Below are 21,701 nucleotides of genomic sequence, written 5' to 3' on the forward strand. Positions count from 1 at the left end.
CGAATCTCCGGCGGCACTCAGTTCCGAGCGAAATAGAAGCGCGTGAAGCGTGCGGTTCTTGAAACGAGCCGCATTGCCCAGCGTCTCCTACTCTCGGAATGTCCAGGAAAGGACATTCTAATGACACCTGAACAAACCAATGCCACCGAGAAGATGACCTCGGTCAAAGCAGCTTGTGACAAAGCGCCTGCCGGTCCCAGAAAGGATCGGGCGCTGGAACACTACCAGGCTGCCGAGAAAGCGCACGAGGCGAATAACTACGGCGAGACGAACAGGGAACTCGACGCGGCTGCAAAAGCGATTAGCTGACTTATCTCGTCTTAGAAGAAAATCAGGCCGCCCCAAGTTTAGCGAAGGGCGGCCTCCTTCATTTCAAAAGTGGGTCGGTCTGATCCAGATACGCCAGATCGAAACCCGAAAAGCCCACCAATCCGTCATAGTCGTCGAACGTCACGCGGCCGTCCTGAAAGGTCAGCAGACCGCTTTCGCGAAGCTTCCGCAAAACACGGTTCACATGGACAGCGCTTAGGCCGAGTGCATCAGCAAGATGATACTGTGTCAATGGGCAGGCGTACCCTTCCTTGCTCCCCATTCCGACCAACTTCAGCCTTGCCCCCAGTTCCAGAAGGAAGTGCGCCATGCGCGCATCCGCGGCGCGTCGGCCAACTCCAACGAGATGCTCGACCACCATGGCTTCGTCCCGTGATGCTGCCCAAAGAAAGGCTGCCGCCAGGCGAGGGGTTTTCGTGAATGCATCCAGAAGGTCGTCCGCCAGAACCTCCACCGCCTGAATGTCCGTGACCGGCTCGAAACTGTGGTCGGAGGTGCGCAACAGCACGCTGCGCAATCCAAGAAAGTCCCCTGGTATCTGGAAGTCCACAATCTGGCGGGTTCCGTCCGGCTGAAGCTTGTAGGAACAAACCCAGCCGGCAGCCAGAATGTAAGCGGCCTGATCAGACTGCCCCTGATGCACGAGATCACGCCCCGCCGTGAAGGACCGGCGGCGCAGATGCAAACGCTTCAAAACGTCCAATTCGTCGTCAGACAAGGCGACGAAGACTTGCAGCTTCCGTGTCAGCGGGCTTTCTAAGATATCCGTCATCAGGGCCTCTCAAGCCGGAAAAGCTCCAGACGCAATCGTGCAGAGACTGCTTTCGGTTAGCCCAGCTTAGCCTTTTTTCTGCGAAGATGCTTGTGATAAGCGAGGCCGCCCGGTCGCGCGCTACTTTAACCGTTACCTGGAAGGAAGCCATAAAATGCGTAGCGAGCAGGACTTCTCGGGAATGGCGGCCCTCGCAATCTGCGAGTCCATGCTGCTGGCGATGAACGATCACAAGCTCCTCGCTGAACGCGAGATCATGGGCATCCTTCGCGATGCTGCAAAGACGCATGAAAACGCAGCTGCAACTGATGGAGAGATAGAGGCGCATCGGGCCGTGGCGGTTCTCATCAACCGGATCATTGCTGGCGGGAACTCCGTTCGGAGGCCGCCGGGATGACACATAATTTCAGCGAGATAAATATCGTCCATGCCGTTTTCGTCCAACTTGAATAATGCACGGGGCCAACAGCCCGGCCAGCAGGACATGCCGGGCGGCATCCAACCTGACAAGCAGAATGCCGGATCTGCATCGACCGCGCGGCAAGCGCGCGTCCAGCCAGGACCCTTGCCCGTCACGGGTGGGGCACCCGGCGCGGGATACCCCTCCGGTGTAACCGGTCCGATACAGGAAGAGGCGCAGCTGACCGCATCAGACTGGACACGAACCCTGATGAAGTACCGGCAGCCAATCCCCTCCCGCAGCATTTTCGAACTGACGGTCACGCTCGTGCCTTTCGTGGCAATATGGGCGGTTGCCTGGTGGGTGCTCTCGATCAGCGCCGTGTTGGCACTGGCTCTCGCGTTGGCGAATGCAGCCTTCCTGCTCCGGCTGTTCATAATCCAGCACGACTGCGGACATGGTTCCCTGTTCCGCGACCGGCGTCTGTGCGATTGGATCGGTCGCGTGATCGGCGTTATCACGCTGACACCCTACGACGTCTGGCGCAAGACCCACGCGATCCACCACGCCACGAGCGGAAACCTGGACCGGCGGGGCATCGGAGACCTGCCGGTGCTGACAGTCAGAGAGTACCGCAAAAAGGGATGGCCCGGCCGTACGCTTTACCGCCTGTTGCGCCATCCGGTTTTCCTGTTCGGAGTGGTGCCGTTTTACACGTTCTTTCTGCACAACCGGCTGCCCGTCCATCTGATGCGGTCCGGCTGGCGCTACTGGTTGAGTGCGATGGCGACAAACGCTGCCATAGGCCTCACTCTGACAGTGATTGTCTTGCTGGGCGGGTGGGAAGTACTGCTGTTCGTCTTCCTGCCGACAATGCTTCTGGCCGCAATAGCCGGCATGTGGTTTTTCTACGTGCAGCATCAGTTTGAGGAAACCAGCTGGCGGCACGAGGAAGACTGGAACATCCGGGACGCGTCCCTTCACGGCAGTTCGCACTACGCTCTGCCTGGCATCCTGCGCTGGATCACCGGGAACATCGGAGTCCACCATGTGCATCACCTGGCCAGCCGCATCCCGTTTTACCGTTTACACGACGTAGTCAAGGATCACGACGTCCTGGCACAGACCAGACGCATTACGCTTTGGGAAAGCTTCCGCTGCGCGCGACTGCACCTTTGGGATGAGAAAAGCCGCAGATTGCTGTCGTTTGCAGAGGCCCGGGCACTTCCCACCTGAGCCTTGCGTAATATTGCCACTGGTCAGTGAATTGGTGCGTTGGATAGGAAACTGGGAGCATCTCAATAGGCCATTTGTCGCTCCACGGACGGCCACGTCTGTGCCAGTTGGGTTTCTTTCTGAGCCAGTATTGTCGGGACAATTGGGCTGATTATTCAGTTGTCGCTCTAGTCAGGAAGGTGGATGCTGCGACCGGCATATCGTCAGCGGCAAAGGTATGAATGAAGGAGGGCGGACTGATTGATCTCATCACCGACTATGAACCCTATCTTGCGCTCGCAATTGTCATCCTTCTGTTCGCAGCATTTCTTTCCGAGCGCTTCGAACCGGACGTAACCGCTGCGGGGGCCGCCGCGCTGTTTGTCGTCTTGGGGTTTGTCCCCACGAATGAAGTTCTGGCAGCGTTTTCGAACCCTGCACCCATAACGATCGCCGCGATGTTCGTAATCAGCGGCGCGCTGGTCCGAACCGGGCTTCTCGACGCACTTGCGAACAAGGTTGTCGCCGCAGGGAGCAAGCGCCCGGTCGCCGGTATAGCGGCGTTTCTCATCGCGACGCTAGTCGCCTCGGGTCTGATTAACAACACGCCGGTCGTCATCGTCCTCATACCGGTGGCCATTCGTTTGGCGCAGAGCCTGGGCTTTGCTGCGACACGCCTGTTGATTCCGCTATCCTACATGTCCGTCCTGGGCGGGACGTGTACTCTGATCGGCACGTCGACCAACCTTCTGGTGGACGGCGTTTCCCAGGCGTCTGGCTTGGAACCGTTTTCAATTTTCGAGATCACACCGGTCGGTCTGGTGGCCGCGGCCACAGGCGGTGTGGCGCTCCTCCTGCTTGGACCTGTCCTGCTGCCAGACCGAAAGGATATTTCGGAACAGGGCGGCGACGATGAAGCGACTTTTTTGACCGAGGTACGCCCGCAAGAGGACTACCCGAATATTGGTCGAACGATTCATGAAATCGCCGCCTTCAGCCGAAGAGGTGTTGAAATCGTCGGCATCCGTGCGCGTTCTGGAGTCAAGAGAGAGGGATTGAGTGAACACATACTCGAACCGGGCGACAGGATCATTGCCAAGGTTGCGACATCAGAACTGCTCACCCTCAGGAAACTTGAAGGGATCGAAGTCGGGTTGCGCCAGGGGCCAGCGGCCGAAAACACCTCGGAGCTAATCGTCGCCGAAGCTATCGTGACGCTTTCACGCCGAAGCCGTGGAGTGCGCATTGCCCAGCTTGCCATGGGGCACCGATACGGCATGCGTGTTCTTGGCGCCCACCGACATGGGGAAGTGCTTGGACCCGACCTGTCGACGGCGCTTTTGCGCCCCGCCGATACACTGCTTTTGGAAGGAACGCCTGAAGGCTTTGCCCGAATGACCGAGGCGGGCGATCTTGCCGCGATCACGGATGCCGGGGGGCGCGCCTTCCGCCGCGGGAAAGCGCCGCTAGCTCTGTTCACGCTTTTCGCGGTTGTGGCGCTCGCTGCAGCCGGGTTCGCCGAGATCAGCGTGCTTGCCCTTGTCGCGGTCGCTGCCATCCTCGTGCTCCGGTGCATCGACAGCGGCGAAGCCTGGGCGTCCATCGACGCCAGCGTCCTTGTGCTGATCTTTTCCATGCTAATCGTCGGCAGCGGTATGCAGAATGCAGGAGCAGTCAACCTGATCGTGGAGACATTGGTGCCGACTCTCGTAGAGTTGCCCCTAATTGTTACGCTCGCTGCGATCTACATACTGTCTTCGGCGCTCACCGAGGCGGTTACCAACAACGCCGTTGCCGTCGTCGTTACACCTCTCGCGATCGGTGTTGCGGAACAGCTCGGTGTCGACGCCAAGCCGTTCGTCGTCGCTGTGATGTTTGGCGCAAGTGCAAGTTTCGCCACTCCGGTCGGCTATCAGACCAACACATTGGTATATGGCGCTGGGAACTACAAGTTTTCCGACTTCCTCAGGATCGGCGTTCCGATGAATCTTATCGTCGGCGCAGCCGTGGTCGGGGTGATCCCGGTATTCTTCCCATTCTAGGGTACCCGGTCTTGTTCTGCGGTGCTTGTGGCGCTTTTCCTAACACCAGGCCGACAATTATCGCCAAGGAGACCGGTTGTTCGAAATCGGCACCGTGAACCGTGATGCCGGCATTTGCCAGCGCGAAGATCGGCATGATTGCAAAGCCGACCCAAGGGTGCAGCATTGTCTCGAGCCGTTCGAATGGCGAGAGTGCCTCCGTGACCGCTCTGCTTGCTTGACGCAGGTTATGGCGGGTTGCGGTATCTCCCCGCTGCCGATCGCCGGCCGAAACGGCGCGTAGGCGCCCAAGGATTGCATGCAGCCGGGCATCGCTTACCCATATGCGCGTCGGCGTCATAAGGCCCAGAATGACCCCTGCGATGGTCGCGTGAACGCCGGAGGCGTCGATGCATAGCCAGACTGCCGCTCCGAGAAGGAAATAAACCGGGACACTTCTGATCCCGAGACGCGAGGCGCTTGCGACGATACCAATTCCCAGCAGACCCTAACCGAGCGCCGACCAGTTCAACGCTTCCCCGTAACCGAAGGCGACCACGAGAATTGCGCCGACATCGTCAAAAATGACCAGAGAAAGAAGGAACAGACGCAAGGTGGACGGGATCCGGCTTCCGAAAAGCGCCAGGCACCCAATCACGAACGCCGTATCGGTTGCCATCACGGTTCCCCAGCCGTGCGCCCCGGGCTGCCCGGACATCAACAAAAGATAGAGCGCGACCGGCACCACCATGCCACCCAAAGCGCCCGCGAACGGCAGGGCGGCCTGTCGCGGGTTTCGCAATCGCAGACCACTCTGCCAGGCTTGCGGCGTGACCGCTCTATGATCCGCTCATGTGAACAAACGGTTTGACCCTCAGCCACGATGACCAGACGTTCGGGGTAGACATGCAGGCTGATACGCTGGTTGGCAAAGCTGGCCGGCACGCTGTACCGGTTGCGTTCGAAGGTCACCAGGCATGTCGGCGATACCCGTTTGCTGTGTTCGACAAATCCATCGAAGGCGGGCGGCAGCGCCATCAACGTGGGCTTCAGCGTGTCGCTGGTATTGATTGTCTTTGCATGGACGGGATGGCGGATTGCACGCTGGGAGGGTCTGGCTCTGTTGGTCGCTTACGCGGGCTACGTTTATGTGCTCTGGCCATGATTTGACACGCTTCCCAGAGCGGCTTCACCCGCTTACTTGAGGAAGCCGCTAATGATTTTTAGGTGACTGCATTTACTGAGATAATAATTTACTGTCGCATCTTGTATTGCGCATCGACCAAGGCCACTTCTTCAATAGGCGAAGCAATATGGATCGCCACATCTCTGATGGAGAGAAAAATGAGTAGAGTTGCCATTGGTGCTCTTCTCGCGACCTTCGTAGCCCTCTCGGCTCACGCCATGAGCACCGAGATCGATACCGACGGGGACGGAAAAGCATCCCTCGCTGAGCTTCAAACTGTCTTTCCCGAACTCACCGAAGAATTGTTTCAAGAGATCGACACGGACGCCGACGGCTTCGTGAACGATGAAGAAATGATGATCGCGGTTGAAACCGAGATGCTGCCCGATATCGAGACCGACGCATGACGCCGTCACACAATCGTCGGCCAGTGCTCGTGCATGACAGGTTCAGATGGGTCTATGTGAGCCTGGGTTTTTGGCTGATCGTTTCACCTTTTCTGCTTCTTGGCGGTGAAAAATCGCTGATGAACGCGCGGATAGGTGAGACAGCAGTACTGATGCTTGGCGGCTTGGTGGCGCTTTGGGTGGCGTGTTTGAACCATCCAAGGCAAGACCTGATGCAAGCGATGGCCGGTCTGACATTGGGGTCGTCGATGATCGCAGCGCCTCTGGTGCTTGATCTCAACGAAAGCTCTGTGGCTGTTTGGAACGCTCAAGTGATTGGTTCCGTGTTCGTGCTGAGCGCTCTCATCGAGCTCTACTACCACTGGGCAGGCCACAACGTCCAGTAAACCCTCCGGAGTGCGGCGATTGTCGCCGCACCCGTCTTTTGCTCGGGGCCTATCGTGCCTCGTCAGCATCACACCGTGACAATCAAGACGCTTTTGAAGGACCCGAAGGTTAGCCTGCGCACAATTGCGCCAACCGCAAAAGTCGGCGAGGCAATTACAATGCTGGCTGCTGACGACACCTCGGCGCTTCTGGTTACGGCTGATGGCGCATCGATCGATGGCATTTTGTCGAGCAGTGATATCGTCAAGTATCTCGACGACAACAAAATAGTGTCGGACATACTTCTTGTGCTGGACGTAATGACAAAGGACGTCATCACCTGCGATGTGAAAGATCCTGTCCAGCGCCTTGAGCTGCTGATGACCCAGAACAATGTGCGCCACATTCCGATCACGGATGCAGGCGTGCCCGTTGCACTGGTCAGCATCATCGACGTGACGCGCCACCGCTTGTCTCTGGCCGAAGGCGAGATGTCACAGATGCGCAATTTTGTCAGCGGTGCCGGGTAACGTCCGCGGCCCGCCGGGGCCAGGACCTCCAAACTGAACGTGTCGCTTTTCGCGACATTAAACCAACCAACTCTGAAAGGAACGACAATGTCCAAAGATAAACACGGCAAACGCGGCAACAAGGAAGCCAAGAAACCGAAGCAGGAGAAGCCGAAAGTCTCAGCCACAGCCAATTCCCTTGCAGGCAAGCCTGCATTGGAGATTAGCGGAAAGAAACTGAAGTAGCTCTGGCTTGCCCCTGCGGTGATAACCACCGCAACGAGGTTCGTCGCAAGACTGAAGGGAGCGCGCGCAAGTTTCGCGCGCTCCTGCAAAGGCACTGAAAAGTGGCAAGCGCCCTTGCACCTGAATTTTTTTGGCCATACCCATCGGAACTCTCCAGAAGGAGCTATTCCATCATGTTTACGCCTCTACACGACCGCGTTCTGGTCCGTCGCATCGAAGGCGACGAAAAGACGAAGGGTGGCCTGATCATCCCCGATAGCGCCAAGGAAAAGCCCTCTGAGGGCGAAATCATGGCCGTGGGCGCAGGCGCACGGGATGACGACGGCGACCGGATCGCCATGGACGTCAAAACCGGTGACAGAGTCCTGTTCGGGAAATGGTCCGGCAGCGAGATCAAGATCGACGGCGAAGACCTCATGATCATGAAGGAGAGCGACATCCTAGGCATCATCGCCTGACACCCTCTGTCCTCCCCTCATTTATTAGGAATACCGACATGTCTGCAAAAGACGTCAAATTTGGCACGGATTCCCGTGACCGCATGCTCAAGGGCATCAATACACTCGCCAACGCCGTCAAGGTCACGCTGGGCCCCAAGGGCCGCAACGTTGTCCTGGACAAATCCTGGGGCGCGCCGCGCATTACCAAGGACGGTGTGACTGTGGCAAAGGAAATCACCCTGTCCAACCCGTTCGAAAACATGGGCGCACAAATGGTCAAGGATGTCGCGTCGCGCACCAATGACGAGGCCGGCGACGGAACCACTACAGCGACTGTGCTTGCGCAAGCCATCATCAAGGAGGGTATGAAGTCAGTCGCCGCCGGCATGAACCCGATGGATCTCAAACGCGGGATCGACAAAGCGGTGGCCGCCGTTGTGGCCGAGGTCAAAGAGATGTCGCGCCCAGTCGGCGACACCGATGAAATCGCCAAGATCGGCACGATATCGGCCAATGGCGAGACCGCGATTGGCCAGCAGATCGCGGACGCAATGGCCAAGGTTGGCAACGAAGGCGTCATCACTGTCGAGGAAAACAAGGGGCTCGACACCGAAACAGAAGTCGTCGAGGGCATGCAGTTCGACCGCGGCTATCTCAGCCCGTACTTCGTCACTGAAGCCGAGAAAATGACGGCGAACCTGGAAGACTGCGTCATCCTGCTGCACGAGAAAAAGTTGACCTCTCTGGCTCCTATGGTGCCCCTACTCGAAGCGGTCATGCAAGCAGACAAGCAGCTCCTTGTTGTCGCCGAAGACATCGATGGCGAGGCACTCGCCATGCTTGTTGTGAACAAGCTCCGCGGCGGCTTGAAGGTCGCAGGAGTCAAAGCGCCTGGCTTCGGGGATCGTCGCAAGGCGATGTTGGAAGACCTCGCCATTCTTACGGGCGGCCAGGTGATTTCCGAAGAACTCGGGATCAAGCTCGAGAACGTCACCCTGGATATGCTGGGCGTCGCCAAGAAGATCACCATCACAAAGGATGCAACGACCGTGATCGATGGGGCGGGTGACAAGGCGGCCATTGCCGCGCGCGTGTCTCAAATCCGCACACAGATCGAAGACACCACGTCGGACTACGACAAGGAGAAGCTGCAGGAACGTCTTGCAAAACTCGCTGGCGGGGTGGCAGTGATCAAGGTCGGCGGTGCGACCGAAATCGAAGTCAAGGAGCGCAAAGACAGGGTCGATGACGCCTTGAACGCAACCCGCGCGGCCGTTGAGGAAGGCGTTGTTCCCGGCGGTGGTGTCGCGCTGGTCCACGCAGGCAAGGTGCTGGCTGGTCTTACGGGTGACAACGCAGACCAGACAGCAGGCATCGCGATCATCCGCAAAGCACTCCAGGCACCGCTGCGCCAAATCGCCGAGAATGCCGGGGTCGACGGATCGGTCGTTGCCGGAAAGATCGTTGAGAATGGAAGCAACACGTTCGGCTACGATGCGCAATTGGACAAATACGGCGACATGCTGAAGGCGGGTGTCATTGATCCGACGAAGGTCGTGCGCATTGCTCTTCAATACGCAGCCTCCGTCGCTGGCCTGCTGGTCACGACCGAAGCGATGATTGCTGATCGACCGACGAAATCGGGAAGGACCGAGATGGCTGACATGGAAAGCATGATGTAGATGGTTGCCCCGGACGAAAGACGCCTTGATTGGCGGAAAGCGCTAAAATGGGTCGGCACTTAAAAGAGTGTTCTCGCATTATGGCAAATTGCCACCCACTTGTGGTGGCCAGAACTCCGGGGGGGGCGCACATCGAACGGCCGTAAACGGTAAATTCAACAACTCAGCGGAGTATCCACATGAATACCCGATCGTCCAAAACGAAGGTGACGTTTTCGAACCCGTTTTCCTTGCCCGGTTATGTAGGTGAGTTGCCAGCCGGTGAATACGAAGTCCTTGTTGAAGAGGAGCTTCTTGAAGGGCTGAGCTTCGAGGCCTGGCGGCGCACCTCGACATTCTTAACAGTGCGCGGGAGGGGGAAATCTACGGGCCGTACAGAGTTAAGGTCGATCTCCGACAGTGACCTGAAAGCCGCGCTCAACCGGGACGCGGCCGTGGCGGACATTAGGCATCAGAGCGGTGCGACGGTTCCTCCGCGAGGAGAAGACCAGTGAACCACGACATGCAACCCAAGACACGAGTCCTGGCGGCGCTGGACTTTGGTATGACTTTCGCGGCAACCGCGCGCGCGTTCCCCGCCTTTCCGGTATTCGCGCATGACCGAACCGCTTCCAGTCCGCAAAACCCGCAGGTGCGAAGCAGCCACCTCTCCGGCGAGGTTTGTGTCTTTGGCCGGTGATGTTGACAATTCTCTTCGCAGCGCCGCCGGTATGCGGGTCAGCATTGGCTGCCGGTTGCGCTTCAGCTTCCCTCAGCCGACGCCGTTGATCGCGATGCTGAACGTGCACTATTCGCGCTTTGGGGACCTGGAGCGCGCCGACTATCTCGTGACCTCGCCAAGCGTACCGCTTAAGAGTTTCCGGGACAGCTTCGGCAACTGGTGCACGCGCTTGTTGGCTCCGGCGGGCGACTTCTCCCTGTCCACGGATGGCATTTTCCGCGACACCGGCCGACCGGACCCTGTGTTCCCAAACGCGCAGCAGCAAGCGGTTCAGGAACTGCCCTTCGAGACACTCATTTTTCTTCAAGGCAGCCGGTATTGCGACACAGATCTCTTGTCAGAGGAGGCTTGGCGTCGTTTTGAGGCCACCGACCCCGGATGGTCACGGGTCCAGGCGATTTGCGACTTCGTGCATGGACATGTTTCCTTTGACTACATGCAAGCAAGGGCGACGCGCACTGCATCGCAGACACTGGCTGAGCGGCAGGGTGTCTGCCGCGACTTCACCCATCTCGCCATCGCCCTGTGTCGCTGCATGAATATTCCGGCACGCTACTGCACCGGATATCTGAGCGACATTGGAGAGCCTTTTCCGTATCCGCCTGGGGACTTCGCCGCTTGGATGGAGGTGTTCCTCGATGGCGAATGGCAGATGTTCGACCCTCGCAACAACACGCCACGTTTTGCGCGAATTCTGATCGCGCGCGGCCGCGATGCTGCCGACGTGCCGCTGACACAGACATTCGGGGAAAACACCTTAACGGAGTTCAAGGTTTGGACCGAAGAATTGGCATAACCTGAATGTCATTTGAAGCGCACGATCGTAACTCGTTTCGCAAGTACCCATATTAGAAGCACTGAGGCTAAGCATCCTAGTCCGGCATGGACGGGAATTTCGCGACGCCCAAGTTCAAGACATTTTGAGACACATTCAGGTCACGCGCCCCTTCTGAGAGGGTGTCTTTCGCCGCTGCAAGGCGATGAATGCCTGGCGAAGCTCAGCATGAATGGCCGGTTTTGCGCTCGTCCGCGGCACCAAATTTTTTGCTAGCGCAGTATTCTCCACGCTGCGAGCGCACGCAGCGAGATTATCGAATTTACATTAAGGGCTCGGAGAAAACGTTCGCTGCACTTTGTATGAGTGTCTGCTATTCTTAGCTACCGGTCGTTCCGTCATGGTCGAACCTGAGACTTGAAGCGCCAGTTCCAATGACTGGTGTGGTATATTTAGTGGTATACATCTTAATTTCTGAGATTTTATAAATTACTAACAAATAGTTATACAAAAAGTATTGTTGCTCCTCGGTCCGCCACTGGTAACTTCCGATAAACAGTGTTTTTTGCAGTTTGGCCCGTGTGGTGAAACCGAGGTGTTTTGTCTCAAGACAACTTCGAGGCAACCGCGCTGGGTTTAATGGGGTGTTTCACCGCATTCCATATGGTCCGCCTTCCTGTAGTTCGCCGAATGCCGCCCAAACCTCGTGGCAGGCGCGTTCGAACGCCACATCATCTTTTGGGATGCTGGCCTTGAAATTGGGGTAAGACATGTGGTTGCCCAAGTTCATCAGCACGGTCACGAGGTGGTTGCGCGGTATGAATGCCCGGTAACGGTAATCGCCGCCCGGTGTTTCGATCACCTGACCGTCCATGCCATAGTCGCGCAGCAATTCGGCGTCCTGTGCGCGGCGAAACCGCAGGCAGACGCGGGATCCCATGTGCGGCCCGCTGGTGTTGCCGTCCTCATCCTTGGCAACGGCTGAGAAAAAGCCCGAACCCTCGGGCGTCGAGAATGCTACCCACATCTGCAGGTCCTCCTATTTTTGGGAAAGGGCGCGCTGTCTATCAGAAAAAATACAGGGTCGTCAAATCGAGGGGGCTTGCGCGCTCGGTTGTTTGGCCTAGAGGCGTAAACCGAGACCTCAAAATCCGGCAGCGGATACGTGATGGTTGGAGACTATTCGTGCCCATACAGTTTTGCCTTGATCGCCTTCCGTTGCGGCGATCTTTCTGAAAAGCGGTCGCTGATATCTTTGAGCTGCTGTGCTGGATTGACGCTCTTGCCGATGGTTCCTTTGTGGGCCGGTTCGGGCCATTTTTACTTGCCGGCCGCGTTGGCGGCTTCGTCCGCAGAGCGGCCATCGGTGGATGATGCGGCGAAGGGTTGCTTCGCCGGCGGGCCGTGGTTTTGGCGGCCACAGAGTTTCAATACTGCGGCGAACTGGTGGTCGGACGAGCCGAGTGGCAGGGAAGGGTTGTCTGGCTCAGTATCCGGTGCCTACCCTATGCCCACAGCCAGACTTACTCCAACTTGACCCAAGCCGCGCTTCTGGACGAGCTTTGCACACAAGCGGCTACAAATTTAACACCGTCTAGCCCGTCATGCACGGTTGGGTAAACAACGCCCACCTCAAGTGAAATCCCATTTCGGAAAGCCTGGATCGCCTCAGCAGCCTCTCCGTAAATATTGGCGAACCCTTCAAGATATCCCTCGGGATGGCCCGGAGGAACTCTGCTCAAGCGATTGGCAGCGTCACCAGCTCCAGCGCCATTGCGAGTGATCAGACGCTTTGGTTCGTTGTAGGGCGTGAACCAGAGATAGTTCGGGTCTTCCTGAGCCCACTCCAGCCCACCTTTTTCACCGTAGACCCGCAACCGAAGTGCGTTTTCATTGCCAGGAGCCACCTGAGAGGACCACAGCATACCCCGCGCTCCGCCTTCGAAGCGAAGCAAGACATGTGCGTTGTCATCGACTTGGCGCCCAGGCACAAAGGCCTGCAGATCCGCCGCAAGGCTTTCCGCCCTCAGCCCGGTCACAAAACAAGCGAGGTTGTAGGCATGGGTTCCGATGTCACCGGTTGATCCGCCCGCGCCCGAGCGTTCGGGATCGGTTCGCCACTCCGCCTGTTTGAAATCCTGCTGCTCGGTCAGCCAATCCTGCGGGTACTCAACCTGGACGACGCGGATCTTGCCAATATCGCCGTTGGCAACCATTTCACGCGCCTGCCGAACCATCGGATAACCCGTGTAGTTGTGGGTCAAAATGAACAGGGCATTCGCGCTTTCCGCCGCTTTGACCAGTTTTTTTGCATCGGCAAGGGTCGAGGTGAGTGGCTTGTCACAAATGACGTGAATCCCGCGTTTCAGGAATTCACGCGCGGCGGCATAGTGGACGTGATTTGGCGTGACGATTGAGACCGCTTCAATCCCGGATTTGAGCCGGGCTTCCCGGATCGCCATTTGTTTGAAGTCTTCATAGACCCGTTCGAGACCCAATGCCCGGCCGCTATCAATGGATTTTTCGGGCGTCGAAGACAAAGCGCCGGCAACCAGCTCGAACCTGTCGTCCAATCGCGCTGCTATGCGATGAACGCCGCCTATGAAGGCGTCATTTCCACCGCCGACCATGCCAAGCCGAATGCGACCCGAGGCTTCTTCACTGCGTCCTGTAACCATTATTCGATCCCCAGCATCTTGCGATTGGCGGCTTCGTCAGCGCCACCGTCCGCGAAATCATCAAAGGCTTTCTCGGTCACACGGATGATGTGATCCGACACAAACTGAGCGCCTTCACGCGCTCCATCCTCGGGGTGTTTGAGGCAGCATTCCCATTCGACCACAGCCCAGCCATCAAAGTCGTTCGCCGCCATTTTTGAGAAGACCGCCCCGAAATCCACCTGGCCATCACCAAGCGACCGGAACCGGCCGGCACGATCGACCCAGCTTTGGTATCCTGAATAAACCCCTTGCCGCCCGGTCGGGTTGAACTCGGCATCTTTGACATGGAACATCCGGATCCGATCCTTGTAGATGTCGATATTGTCCAGATAGTCGAGGCATTGCAGCACGTAGTGCGATGGGTCGTACAACATGCAGGCCCGTGGGTGATTGCCTGTCCGTTCGAGGAACATCTCGTAGGTCACGCCGTCGTGGAGGTCCTCTCCGGGGTGAATTTCGTAGCAGACATCGACGCCGCATTCCTCGGCGTGGTCAAGGATCGGCACCCAGCGGCGGGCGAGTTCATCAAATGCCGTTTCAATCAAGCCGGCAGGGCGCTGCGGCCAGGGATAGACGTAGGGCCATGCCAACGCGCCCGAGAATGTCGCATGGGCCGAAATGCCCAAGTTCTTCGAAGCGGACAATGCTTTTTTGACCTGGTCTACGGCCCATTCTTGCCGGGCTTTCGGGTTTCCTCTGACGCTCTCGGCGGCAAAGCCATCAAAGGCGCTGTCATAGGCCGGGTGAACGGCCACAAGCTGACCCTGAAGGTGCGTTGACAGTTCAGTGACTTCGACGCCATTTTCCCTGGCTTTGCCTTTGAAGTCATCGCAGTAACCGGTGCTGGACGCGGCCTGTTCAAGGTCGAACAACCGGCCATCCCAACTGGGAACCTGGACGCCCTTGTATCCACAGTCAGCCGCCCATTTGGTAATCGCGTCCCACGAATTGAACGGCGCTTCGTCCCCTGCGAATTGTGCAAGAAATAGTGCTGGACCTTTGATCGTTTTCATAAGTTTCCTCCCCAAAAGCTAAGCCGCTATGGCGGTAAATTTTCCCTCAGATAGATGTCGATACGGATACGTTCCTGCGCTTTGTTGAATGGGACCTTGTCTGAAGTCGCACGCAGAAGACGGACGGCTGAACGAACAATGTGCCCGGTGTCTTGCGAGATCAGGGCGTCAAACGTGCCAAGCCTCAGAGCCTCTCGACTAAGCGGAGTCAGCTCATGCGCTATGATCACCAGATCCTTGCTGAGCTTGTTTTCCGAAAGGAACTGAATAAGGCCGGCATTGCCCGCTGCTGACGAGTATATTCCGACCAGATCCGGGTAGGTTTCGAAGATCTCGGGCATCATCTTGTAAATCAGATCCGGGTCATCCCGGCCCTCAACAGACGCCACGACTTCGAGATGCGGAAACTCCTCGGCGACAACAAGATCAAAGCCCTGGCGACGCTCCAGGTGGTCACGTGCCAAACGAGAGCCAGTCAGAACCAGGACCTTGCCTTCCCGATGCACGAACCGCCCCATCAATTGACCGGCGGTTCGTCCTGCGGAAACGTTGTCAATTCCTACAAAGTGGTCTCGCTCGGAACTCGGCAGGTCAGACACCAAGGCAACCACCGGGACCCCTTTGTCCTTGAGCCGTCTCACCGCATCGCGAACAGAAGGCGTTTCGGGTCCGAAAACGGCAACTCCATCAACATCCAAACTGTCGACAGCATCCAGAATGTTGACGATATCCTGCGGTTCAAACGGAGCGACCCTTTTGATCGTGATGCGAGTCCGCTCGATAAACTGGTCACGGGATTGCTCTGCGATCTGGTTGCTGATCGCTTTGACAAATTCGTTGTCGGTGTCCGGCAGAACAAAGAGGAAATTGTAAACCCGGTTTCGTGCGAGGTTGGCCGCGGCGGTGTCGCGCACATACCCCAGCTCATCAATTGCCTTTTGTACTTTCTGAACGGTCACTGCGCGCACGCCGGGGCGCCTGTTCAAGACCCGGTCCACAGTGGCCAGGCTGACACCCGCAACCCGCGCGATGTCATTGACGGTTGGCTTCTTCACCAATTCTAGTTTTTGTTTTTGGTCTGCCACGTGTTCTTCAGCCCTCAAGCTCCCGCGCCAAGCCCTCGAATAACAAGGCAACGGCCTCAGCGCCGGGATCGTTATGTCCAACTAGGTTTTCTTCGGGAACATAGGCTGCTCGGCCCGCCTTCGCACGGCGAATTTTGGCCGTATTGTTCGCACCTTCGCGGGCGGCACTTGCTGCATGGGCCAACCCCGACGGGAGAGCGGCAAGCGCGGGTGCCAAGGCGTCAATCATAGTTCTGTCGCCGACCTTGGCGCCTCCAACTTGGCTGACGCGTTTCAGGCCTTCTTCCAAGGATTTGGCAACGGTTGCCCCATTGGCACATGCATCACCAGCTGCGTTGAAGAAAATTGCAAGTATCACGCCGGAGGAGCCACCCATGGTTTGGCTCAATTCATTGCCCAACGCCGGAAACAGCTGAGTCAAATCAGCGAGCGGCATGCGGTCAAGGCTGCCTTGCAGCGCTCTTGCGGCCGTCGCCAATGTGCTTCCTGTATCGCCATCACCGGATTTCGCGTCCAGTTCGTTCAGGTTCTTCTCAGCGTTGATGAGGAGTTCAGACAAGCGCGAGATCGTTTCCCTTGTGGTGGGATTGTTCGAAGGAATTGGATCGATCGGGGTCAGGCCGTCAGGCAATGGTGCCACTTTGACCGGGTCGATGGAATTGACTCCGGGCCACGCGGCCAGACCAACGGGTGCTTCAAGAGCTGACAAATCGTCCTGATCCACGGGCAGAATGGAAACAGAAAACCCGTGCATATCCAGAGATGTCATCATGGGGGCCGGGCCGATGATATGGTGGGCAATACCGGTTTCGGACAAGGCGTGCGTTAGGACGGCCATTTCCAGCGGAGTCGTGGAACCGAGGTTGTTGACCAACGCCACACATTCCCCGGCCCCAAGCCGTTGCCTCAGTTTCTCCACCATTGTGGACATGGCCGATACGGCACTTGAGAACTCGACTTGCTGCACACCCGGCTCGCCATGGATGCCCAAACCAAGTTCCGCTTTGCCAGGTGCGATCCTGTCTTCTTTCGGAGATCCCGGAACAGTACAGGTGTCCAGGCTCATACCGATGCTGACAACCTTCTCGATGGTGCTTCTGGCTGCTTTGGCAACGGTGTCCAGGTCAGCACCACTTTCAGCAAGTGCTCCGGCGATTTTGTGCACGAACAACGTGCCTGCCACGCCACGTGGCTGCGGCAGGTCGGGCAGGGCGATGTCGTCGTCGACGACCACCATTTCAACCTTGCGACCCAATGCACGGGCACGTTCAGCGGCCAGCCCAAAGTTCAACCTATCACCGGTATAATTCTTGACGATCAGCAAGCACCCAGCCTCACCCGTGACCGCAAGAATGCCCGCCAGAACCGCCTCGACCGACGGGGACGCAAACACTTCGCCGCAGACAGCGGCCGTCAGCATACCGGCGCCAACAAAGCCCGCATGGGCGGGTTCGTGACCTGACCCTCCACCGGACACCAACGCCACCTTCGACTTGTCCCAATCCGACCTGTAGACAACTTTGATATGCGGGTAGCCGTCCAGCCGGGTAAGCCTCCCTCCAGAGGAGGCCAGAAGACCATCTATGGCATCTGTTACCAGCGTTTCTTTTGTGTTGAGGAACTGGGCCATGCTTTGCTCCTTAATTCACCCGCGCGCCGGACGCGTCAAAATACAATGGGTTACGGGGGCGGATTTTAATAATTTTTCCAGATGGATAGTCCTGGTGGACATCTATCAACGTCACGACCGGGTGACCGTTTAGGTCCAGGTGCAGCCGTGTTTGATCGCCCAGGTGCTCGGCGCGTATCACGCGCGCCTCACTGCCTTCACCTTCAACGATGTTTTCCGGGCGAAGACCAATCTGCGGGCCTTTGTGGTCGCCTCCGAACAACTCGGACGGCAGGATGTTTATCCGTGGCAGACCCAACCTGCTGGCCACGTAAACGCTGCCGGGATTTTCGTAGATATCGCGGGGGGTACCGTATTGAACCAGCCTGCCGTTTTCCAACACGCCGATATGCGTGGCCATTGTCATGGCTTCCACCTGATCATGGGTCACATAAAGCAAGGTTGATCCCAGGTCGGCCTGAATCCTCTTCAACTCGACGCGCAAATCCGCTCGAAGCTTGGCATCCAAAGAGCTGAGCGGTTCGTCCATCAGGAATATCTGGGGGTCGCGCACCAGCGCCCGTCCGATCGACACACGCTGCATTTCGCCGCCGGACAATTCGGTGGCTTTGTTCTCCAGCTTGTGCGGGATCTGCAGGATCTCCGAGACTTCGTTGACCTTCCTGGCGATCTCATCCTCTGGCGTCTTCAGGATCGGCGACCGCAGAGGGAAAGACAGGTTTTCACGCACTGTCATATGCGGGTACAGCGAGTATTGCTGGAAGACCATCGCCACGTCGCGCTGGGCGGGTGTATCCATCCCGACGTCGCGCCCGGCAATGCGAACTGTGCCTGAATCCAGCTTCTCAAGCCCGGATATCAATCTCAGCGTTGTTGTTTTTCCCGCACCCGTCGGACCCAACAACACCACGAAGGCACCGTTGGGGATCGTCATTGAGATATCATCCACCGCTTTGATGTCGCCGAATGACTTCGAAATGTTTTCCAGAACGACTTCAGCCATTGCTCAGTACCTCGTCGTTCAGTGCGGACCTCAACGCGCGTCCGGTAGATTTTTCGAAAAGGGTCACTGCGGATGAGCGGAATTCCAATCCAACCGTCTCGCCGGGATTGACGGTTTCGCGTGCATCAATCCGGGCTTTCAACTCTCCGTTCGGGCTTTGCAGCGTCACGATCTGGGTGGTTCCAAGATATTCTGCGGCCAGGACCTTGGCTCGGTAGGCGCTGGCATCCGACAGAAAAACATGCTCGGGTCGAACGCCGAAAACCAAGTCACCTTCCGCACCTTCCATCAGTTTGGGTACGGCTTCGTCATGGCCATTCAGTCGAACCATTTCCGAGCCGGGCGCGACCTTTCCTTGAAACGGCAGGAAGTTCATCGAAGGCGATCCGATAAAGTCCGCAACGAACATTGTGGCCGGTTTGTCGTAAATTTCCTGAGGCGTGCCGAATTGCTCGATCACAGCGTTGTTCATCACAACGATCTTGTCGCCCATTTGCATGGCTTCCAACTGATCGTGTGTGACGTAAACAGTGGTTGCGCCCATGCGATCATGAAGCGCACGCAACTCTTCGGCCATGTGCTCGCGAAATTCGGCATCCAAAGCGCCCAACGGCTCGTCCATCATGAACGCCTTGGGTTCGCGAACAATCGCGCGCCCCAGCGCCACGCGTTGCCTGTCGCCACCTGAAAGACCGCCTACCGGGCTATCGAGGATGTCCTTGATCCCTAGTATTCCCGCGACTTCCTCTACTTTGGCTTTGACAGCAGCCCGCGGCATGCCCTGCGATATCAGGGGGTAGCTGATGTTCTTGCGCACGTTCATGTGCGGATACAGCGCGAACATCTGGAACACGAAGGCAATGTCCCGCTCTGATGGCGGCCGCTGGCTGATCTCTTCGCCGTCCAGATAGATTTCGCCCGACGTAGGAAGCTCCAATCCCGCGATCATCCGCAGCGTCGTCGTTTTCCCGCAACCGGAGGGGCCCAGCAGCATGAAAAACTCGCCGTCTTCAATCGTGAACGAACTTTCGCGGACAGCTGTGAAATCGCCGAACATCTTCTTTACGTTTTTGACTACGATCTGGGCCATTTCTACTCCGGGAAATGGCTGACGATGATGAACATGACGGTTCCGATCAGCGTGACGATGAAGGAATAAGTGAAGGCCCAAAGGACAAAGGGCTGCATCAGCATGAAGACACCCAGTGCGATGAGGATGGTTGCGACCATCTCCCATGGGCCGCGGCGGAGCCGCATCAATCCGGAAAGAAACTCGCTCATTTGCGTACGGCTCCGAATGTAATCCCGCGCAGCAAGTGTTTGCGCATCAGGATGGTGAAAATCATGACCGGGATCAGGAAGATCGTCGCGCCGGCCGCCACCGCGGGCCAGTCCAGGCCGCCAATACCGATGATGGTCGGGATGAACGGCGGTGCGGTCTGTGCATTCGCAGATGTCAGCAGCACGGCAAACGCGTACTCATTCCAGGCGAAGATCAGGCAGAAGATCGCAGTTGACGCGATGCCCGTGGCGGCTTGCGGCAGCACCACTTTGTAGAAAGCCTGAAACCTCGTGTAGCCATCGATAAGGGCGGCTTCCTCGTACTCTCTTGGGATTTCGTCGATGAACCCTTTCAGCAACCAAACCGCCAGAGAGATATTTACCCCTGTATAGAGCAGGATCATTCCCAGATGCGTGTCGCTCAGCCCAAGGTTTCTGAACATCAGGAAGATCGGGATGGCGACAGCGACCGGGGGCATCATCCTTGTACTCAGGATGAAGAACAGAAGGTCGTCCTTGAGCGGGACCTTAAATCGGCTGAACGCATAGGCGGCCAGCGTGCCGAGGAAGATACTCAAGAACGTCGAGCCAAATCCGATGATGACCGAATTCATGAAACGCTCGCCGAACTTGGAGGGCCCAACGATCACCATGTCGTATTGGCGGACGATCTCATCGGCCCAGTTCTGCGGCGGGTTGGCTTCCAGAAACTCCTGCGTTTGCCTGGTGCGCGTGGTGAAAAGATTGACGTAACCTTCGAGCGTTGGGTCAAAGACCACTTTAGGCGGGTAGCTGATCGCGTCGGCGGGGGATTTGAACCCGGTCAGCAAGATCCAGACCAGCGGGATCATCGTGATCAGCGCATAAGTGATGACCAGGAAGCCTGCGATCCATTTGGACCGGTTCGAAGGTTCAGTGACGGAAAAACTGCTCATCTCTGTTTCACCTTGTTCAGGGCTTTGACGTAGATCGACGCAAGGCCGAACACGGTGACGAACAAGATGATCGCATAGGCCGAGGCGTAGCCCGTCCGCCACTTCTCAAACGCCTCTCGCTTGAGATTGATTGAGGTGAGTTCCGTTACAGATCCCGGTCCACCTCCGGTCAGCTGAACAACCAGGTCGAACATTTTGAAGTTCTCGATCCCTCGAAACAGCACCGCGAGCATCAGGAACGGCAGCACCATCGGAATGGTGATTGTAAAGAACTGCCGCAGCTTGCTGGCCCTGTCGATCTCAGCCGCCTCGTAGATGTAGTCGGGGATGCTGCGCAGGCCTGCCAGACAGATCAGCATCACGAAGGGGGTCCACATCCAGGTGTCAACAATCACGATCGCCCAAGGGGCCAAAGTGACCGATCCCAGCATCTCAAAGCTTGAGGGGTCCTTGCCCGTGAACCAGGACACGATGTAGTTGAATAGGCCGATTTGAGGCTGATACAGGAATTTCCAGAAGTTCCCAACAACGGCCGGGGACAGCATCATCGGCAAGACGATGATCGTGGTCCATAGATCGTTGCCCTTGAATTTCTTGTTGATCAACCAGGCCAGCGTGAACCCGATCAGGACCTGGAAAAAAATCGTCCAGAACAGGAAATGCGCCGTCGCCTGCATGTTCAGCCAGGTGTCCGAGTCTGTCAGGATACGCTCGTAATTCCTGAGACCGACATCTTTGACTTCACGCCCGATCCGGTTGGCCTTGTAGTTGGTAAAGCTCAGTTGGATGGTCCAGATCAACGGAAAGATGTTGATCGCCAGCAATAGAAAAATCGTTGGGGAGATGAATATCCAAGCGATCGCGCGGTCGGATAATCCTCGGATTTTTCGCGCAACTCGCTCGGGCGTTGCCTCCGCAACGCGATCTACGGTCCTGTCAGACATCTCTTTGCCAGCTCTTGTTG

The 21,701-nt window shown here is 57.2% G+C and carries 23 protein-coding genes and 2 pseudogenes; 12 read left to right on the top strand and 13 right to left on the bottom strand.

Annotated elements, in window-relative coordinates; genetic code table 11:
* The first annotated feature begins 120 nt into the window (after positions 1 to 120).
* Complete coding sequence (locus AC2FNL_RS07410; protein WP_496809060.1) at positions 121 to 309, top strand: hypothetical protein; 189 nt, start codon at positions 121 to 123, stop codon at positions 307 to 309.
* Positions 310 to 367: 58 nt separating this feature from the next.
* On the opposite strand, the gene AC2FNL_RS07415 is transcribed toward AC2FNL_RS07410, so the two are convergent.
* Positions 368 to 1,102 carry a Crp/Fnr family transcriptional regulator gene (locus AC2FNL_RS07415; protein ID WP_299900794.1) on the bottom strand — a complete coding sequence of 245 codons (735 nt, stop codon included), beginning with the start codon at positions 1,100 to 1,102 and terminating at the stop codon, positions 368 to 370.
* Between the two features lie 154 nt (positions 1,103 to 1,256).
* Here AC2FNL_RS07415 and AC2FNL_RS07420 point away from each other — a divergent pair, with 154 nt between their 5' ends.
* The 3 genes from AC2FNL_RS07420 to AC2FNL_RS07430 all read left to right on the top strand — a co-directional run bounded on the left by AC2FNL_RS07420 (position 1,257) and on the right by AC2FNL_RS07430 (position 4,759).
* On the top strand, positions 1,257 to 1,499 hold the full coding sequence (locus tag AC2FNL_RS07420; RefSeq protein WP_496809062.1) for a hypothetical protein: 243 nt from the start codon (positions 1,257 to 1,259) through the stop codon (positions 1,497 to 1,499).
* A 273-nt stretch (positions 1,500 to 1,772) separates the two neighbouring features.
* Entirely contained in the window at positions 1,773 to 2,738 is a 966-nt protein-coding gene (locus AC2FNL_RS07425; RefSeq protein ID WP_496833027.1) for a fatty acid desaturase, read from the top strand.
* A gap of 221 nt (positions 2,739 to 2,959) precedes the next feature.
* Positions 2,960 to 4,759, top strand: a complete 1,800-nt coding sequence (locus AC2FNL_RS07430) for an SLC13 family permease (protein WP_496832992.1) — start codon at positions 2,960 to 2,962, stop codon at positions 4,757 to 4,759.
* Here AC2FNL_RS07430 and AC2FNL_RS07435 read toward each other — a convergent pair.
* Positions 4,707 to 5,489: pseudogene (locus tag AC2FNL_RS07435) on the bottom strand (Na+/H+ antiporter NhaA). The gene AC2FNL_RS07430 and the pseudogene AC2FNL_RS07435 sit on opposite strands and share 53 nt — an antisense overlap.
* A gap of 50 nt (positions 5,490 to 5,539) precedes the next feature.
* Positions 5,540 to 5,785: pseudogene (locus tag AC2FNL_RS07440) on the bottom strand (Mu transposase domain-containing protein); the annotation flags it as partial.
* Positions 5,786 to 6,082: 297 nt separating this feature from the next.
* Here AC2FNL_RS07440 and AC2FNL_RS07445 point away from each other — a divergent pair.
* The 8 genes from AC2FNL_RS07445 (at position 6,083) to AC2FNL_RS07480 (ending at position 11,091) form a co-directional block, all read left to right on the top strand.
* Positions 6,083 to 6,331 (top strand): EF-hand domain-containing protein, encoded by a 249-nt coding sequence (locus AC2FNL_RS07445; RefSeq protein ID WP_299900785.1) that lies wholly within the window; start codon positions 6,083 to 6,085, stop codon positions 6,329 to 6,331.
* Positions 6,328 to 6,717: an SPW repeat domain-containing protein gene (locus AC2FNL_RS07450; protein ID WP_496832993.1), complete on the top strand. Its 390-nt coding sequence runs from the start codon at positions 6,328 to 6,330 to the stop codon at positions 6,715 to 6,717. Before AC2FNL_RS07445 ends, AC2FNL_RS07450 begins: the two co-directional genes overlap by 4 nt.
* Positions 6,718 to 6,792: 75 nt before the next feature.
* A complete protein-coding gene (locus AC2FNL_RS07455; RefSeq protein ID WP_496832994.1) occupies positions 6,793 to 7,227 on the top strand; it encodes a CBS domain-containing protein in 435 nt (144 codons plus the stop codon).
* Positions 7,228 to 7,314: 87 nt separating this feature from the next.
* A complete protein-coding gene (locus tag AC2FNL_RS07460; protein ID WP_496832995.1) occupies positions 7,315 to 7,452 on the top strand; it encodes a hypothetical protein in 138 nt (45 codons plus the stop codon).
* Between the two features lie 170 nt (positions 7,453 to 7,622).
* A complete protein-coding gene (locus AC2FNL_RS07465; protein ID WP_496833028.1) occupies positions 7,623 to 7,910 on the top strand; it encodes a co-chaperone GroES in 288 nt (95 codons plus the stop codon).
* Positions 7,911 to 7,948: 38 nt separating this feature from the next.
* Positions 7,949 to 9,574 (top strand): chaperonin GroEL, encoded by a 1,626-nt coding sequence (gene groL, locus AC2FNL_RS07470; RefSeq protein ID WP_496833029.1) that lies wholly within the window; start codon positions 7,949 to 7,951, stop codon positions 9,572 to 9,574.
* A 179-nt stretch (positions 9,575 to 9,753) separates the two neighbouring features.
* On the top strand, positions 9,754 to 10,068 hold the full coding sequence (locus tag AC2FNL_RS07475; protein ID WP_496832996.1) for a hypothetical protein: 315 nt from the start codon (positions 9,754 to 9,756) through the stop codon (positions 10,066 to 10,068).
* Positions 10,069 to 10,284: 216 nt separating this feature from the next.
* A complete protein-coding gene (locus AC2FNL_RS07480) occupies positions 10,285 to 11,091 on the top strand; it encodes a transglutaminase-like domain-containing protein (protein WP_496833030.1) in 807 nt (268 codons plus the stop codon).
* Between the two features lie 628 nt (positions 11,092 to 11,719).
* Here the strand turns inward: AC2FNL_RS07480 and AC2FNL_RS07485 are convergent.
* From AC2FNL_RS07485 to AC2FNL_RS07530, 10 genes are all read right to left on the bottom strand, one after another.
* On the bottom strand, positions 11,720 to 12,097 hold the full coding sequence (locus AC2FNL_RS07485; protein WP_496832997.1) for a hypothetical protein: 378 nt from the start codon (positions 12,095 to 12,097) through the stop codon (positions 11,720 to 11,722).
* Between the two features lie 496 nt (positions 12,098 to 12,593).
* The gene (locus AC2FNL_RS07490; RefSeq protein ID WP_496832998.1) at positions 12,594 to 13,748 is read right to left on the bottom strand and encodes a Gfo/Idh/MocA family protein; all 1,155 of its coding nucleotides are present in this window, start codon (positions 13,746 to 13,748) and stop codon (positions 12,594 to 12,596) included.
* Positions 13,748 to 14,803 (bottom strand): sugar phosphate isomerase/epimerase family protein, encoded by a 1,056-nt coding sequence (locus tag AC2FNL_RS07495; protein ID WP_093965426.1) that lies wholly within the window; start codon positions 14,801 to 14,803, stop codon positions 13,748 to 13,750. The genes AC2FNL_RS07490 and AC2FNL_RS07495 overlap by 1 nt, the downstream gene beginning before the upstream one ends.
* 26 nt (positions 14,804 to 14,829) lie before the next feature.
* Entirely contained in the window at positions 14,830 to 15,888 is a 1,059-nt protein-coding gene (locus tag AC2FNL_RS07500) for a LacI family DNA-binding transcriptional regulator (protein WP_093965428.1), read from the bottom strand.
* Positions 15,889 to 15,895: 7 nt separating this feature from the next.
* Entirely contained in the window at positions 15,896 to 17,518 is a 1,623-nt protein-coding gene (locus AC2FNL_RS07505) for a dihydroxyacetone kinase subunit DhaK (protein WP_496832999.1), read from the bottom strand.
* A 10-nt stretch (positions 17,519 to 17,528) separates the two neighbouring features.
* Positions 17,529 to 18,521: an ABC transporter ATP-binding protein gene (locus AC2FNL_RS07510; RefSeq protein ID WP_496833000.1), complete on the bottom strand. Its 993-nt coding sequence runs from the start codon at positions 18,519 to 18,521 to the stop codon at positions 17,529 to 17,531.
* Positions 18,514 to 19,611 carry an ABC transporter ATP-binding protein gene (locus tag AC2FNL_RS07515; RefSeq protein WP_496833001.1) on the bottom strand — a complete coding sequence of 366 codons (1,098 nt, stop codon included), beginning with the start codon at positions 19,609 to 19,611 and terminating at the stop codon, positions 18,514 to 18,516. The genes AC2FNL_RS07510 and AC2FNL_RS07515 overlap by 8 nt, the downstream gene beginning before the upstream one ends.
* Before the next feature lie 2 nt (positions 19,612 to 19,613).
* On the bottom strand, positions 19,614 to 19,802 hold the full coding sequence (locus AC2FNL_RS07520) for a hypothetical protein (RefSeq protein WP_093965435.1): 189 nt from the start codon (positions 19,800 to 19,802) through the stop codon (positions 19,614 to 19,616).
* Complete coding sequence (locus AC2FNL_RS07525) at positions 19,799 to 20,737, bottom strand: carbohydrate ABC transporter permease (protein ID WP_010442361.1); 939 nt, start codon at positions 20,735 to 20,737, stop codon at positions 19,799 to 19,801. Before AC2FNL_RS07525 ends, AC2FNL_RS07520 begins: the two co-directional genes overlap by 4 nt.
* Positions 20,734 to 21,681: a carbohydrate ABC transporter permease gene (locus AC2FNL_RS07530; RefSeq protein WP_093965437.1), complete on the bottom strand. Its 948-nt coding sequence runs from the start codon at positions 21,679 to 21,681 to the stop codon at positions 20,734 to 20,736. Before AC2FNL_RS07530 ends, AC2FNL_RS07525 begins: the two co-directional genes overlap by 4 nt.
* Between the last annotated feature and the right edge of the window lie 20 nt (positions 21,682 to 21,701).

It is taken from the genome of Ruegeria sp. CRTD044, from assembly GCF_059613485.1.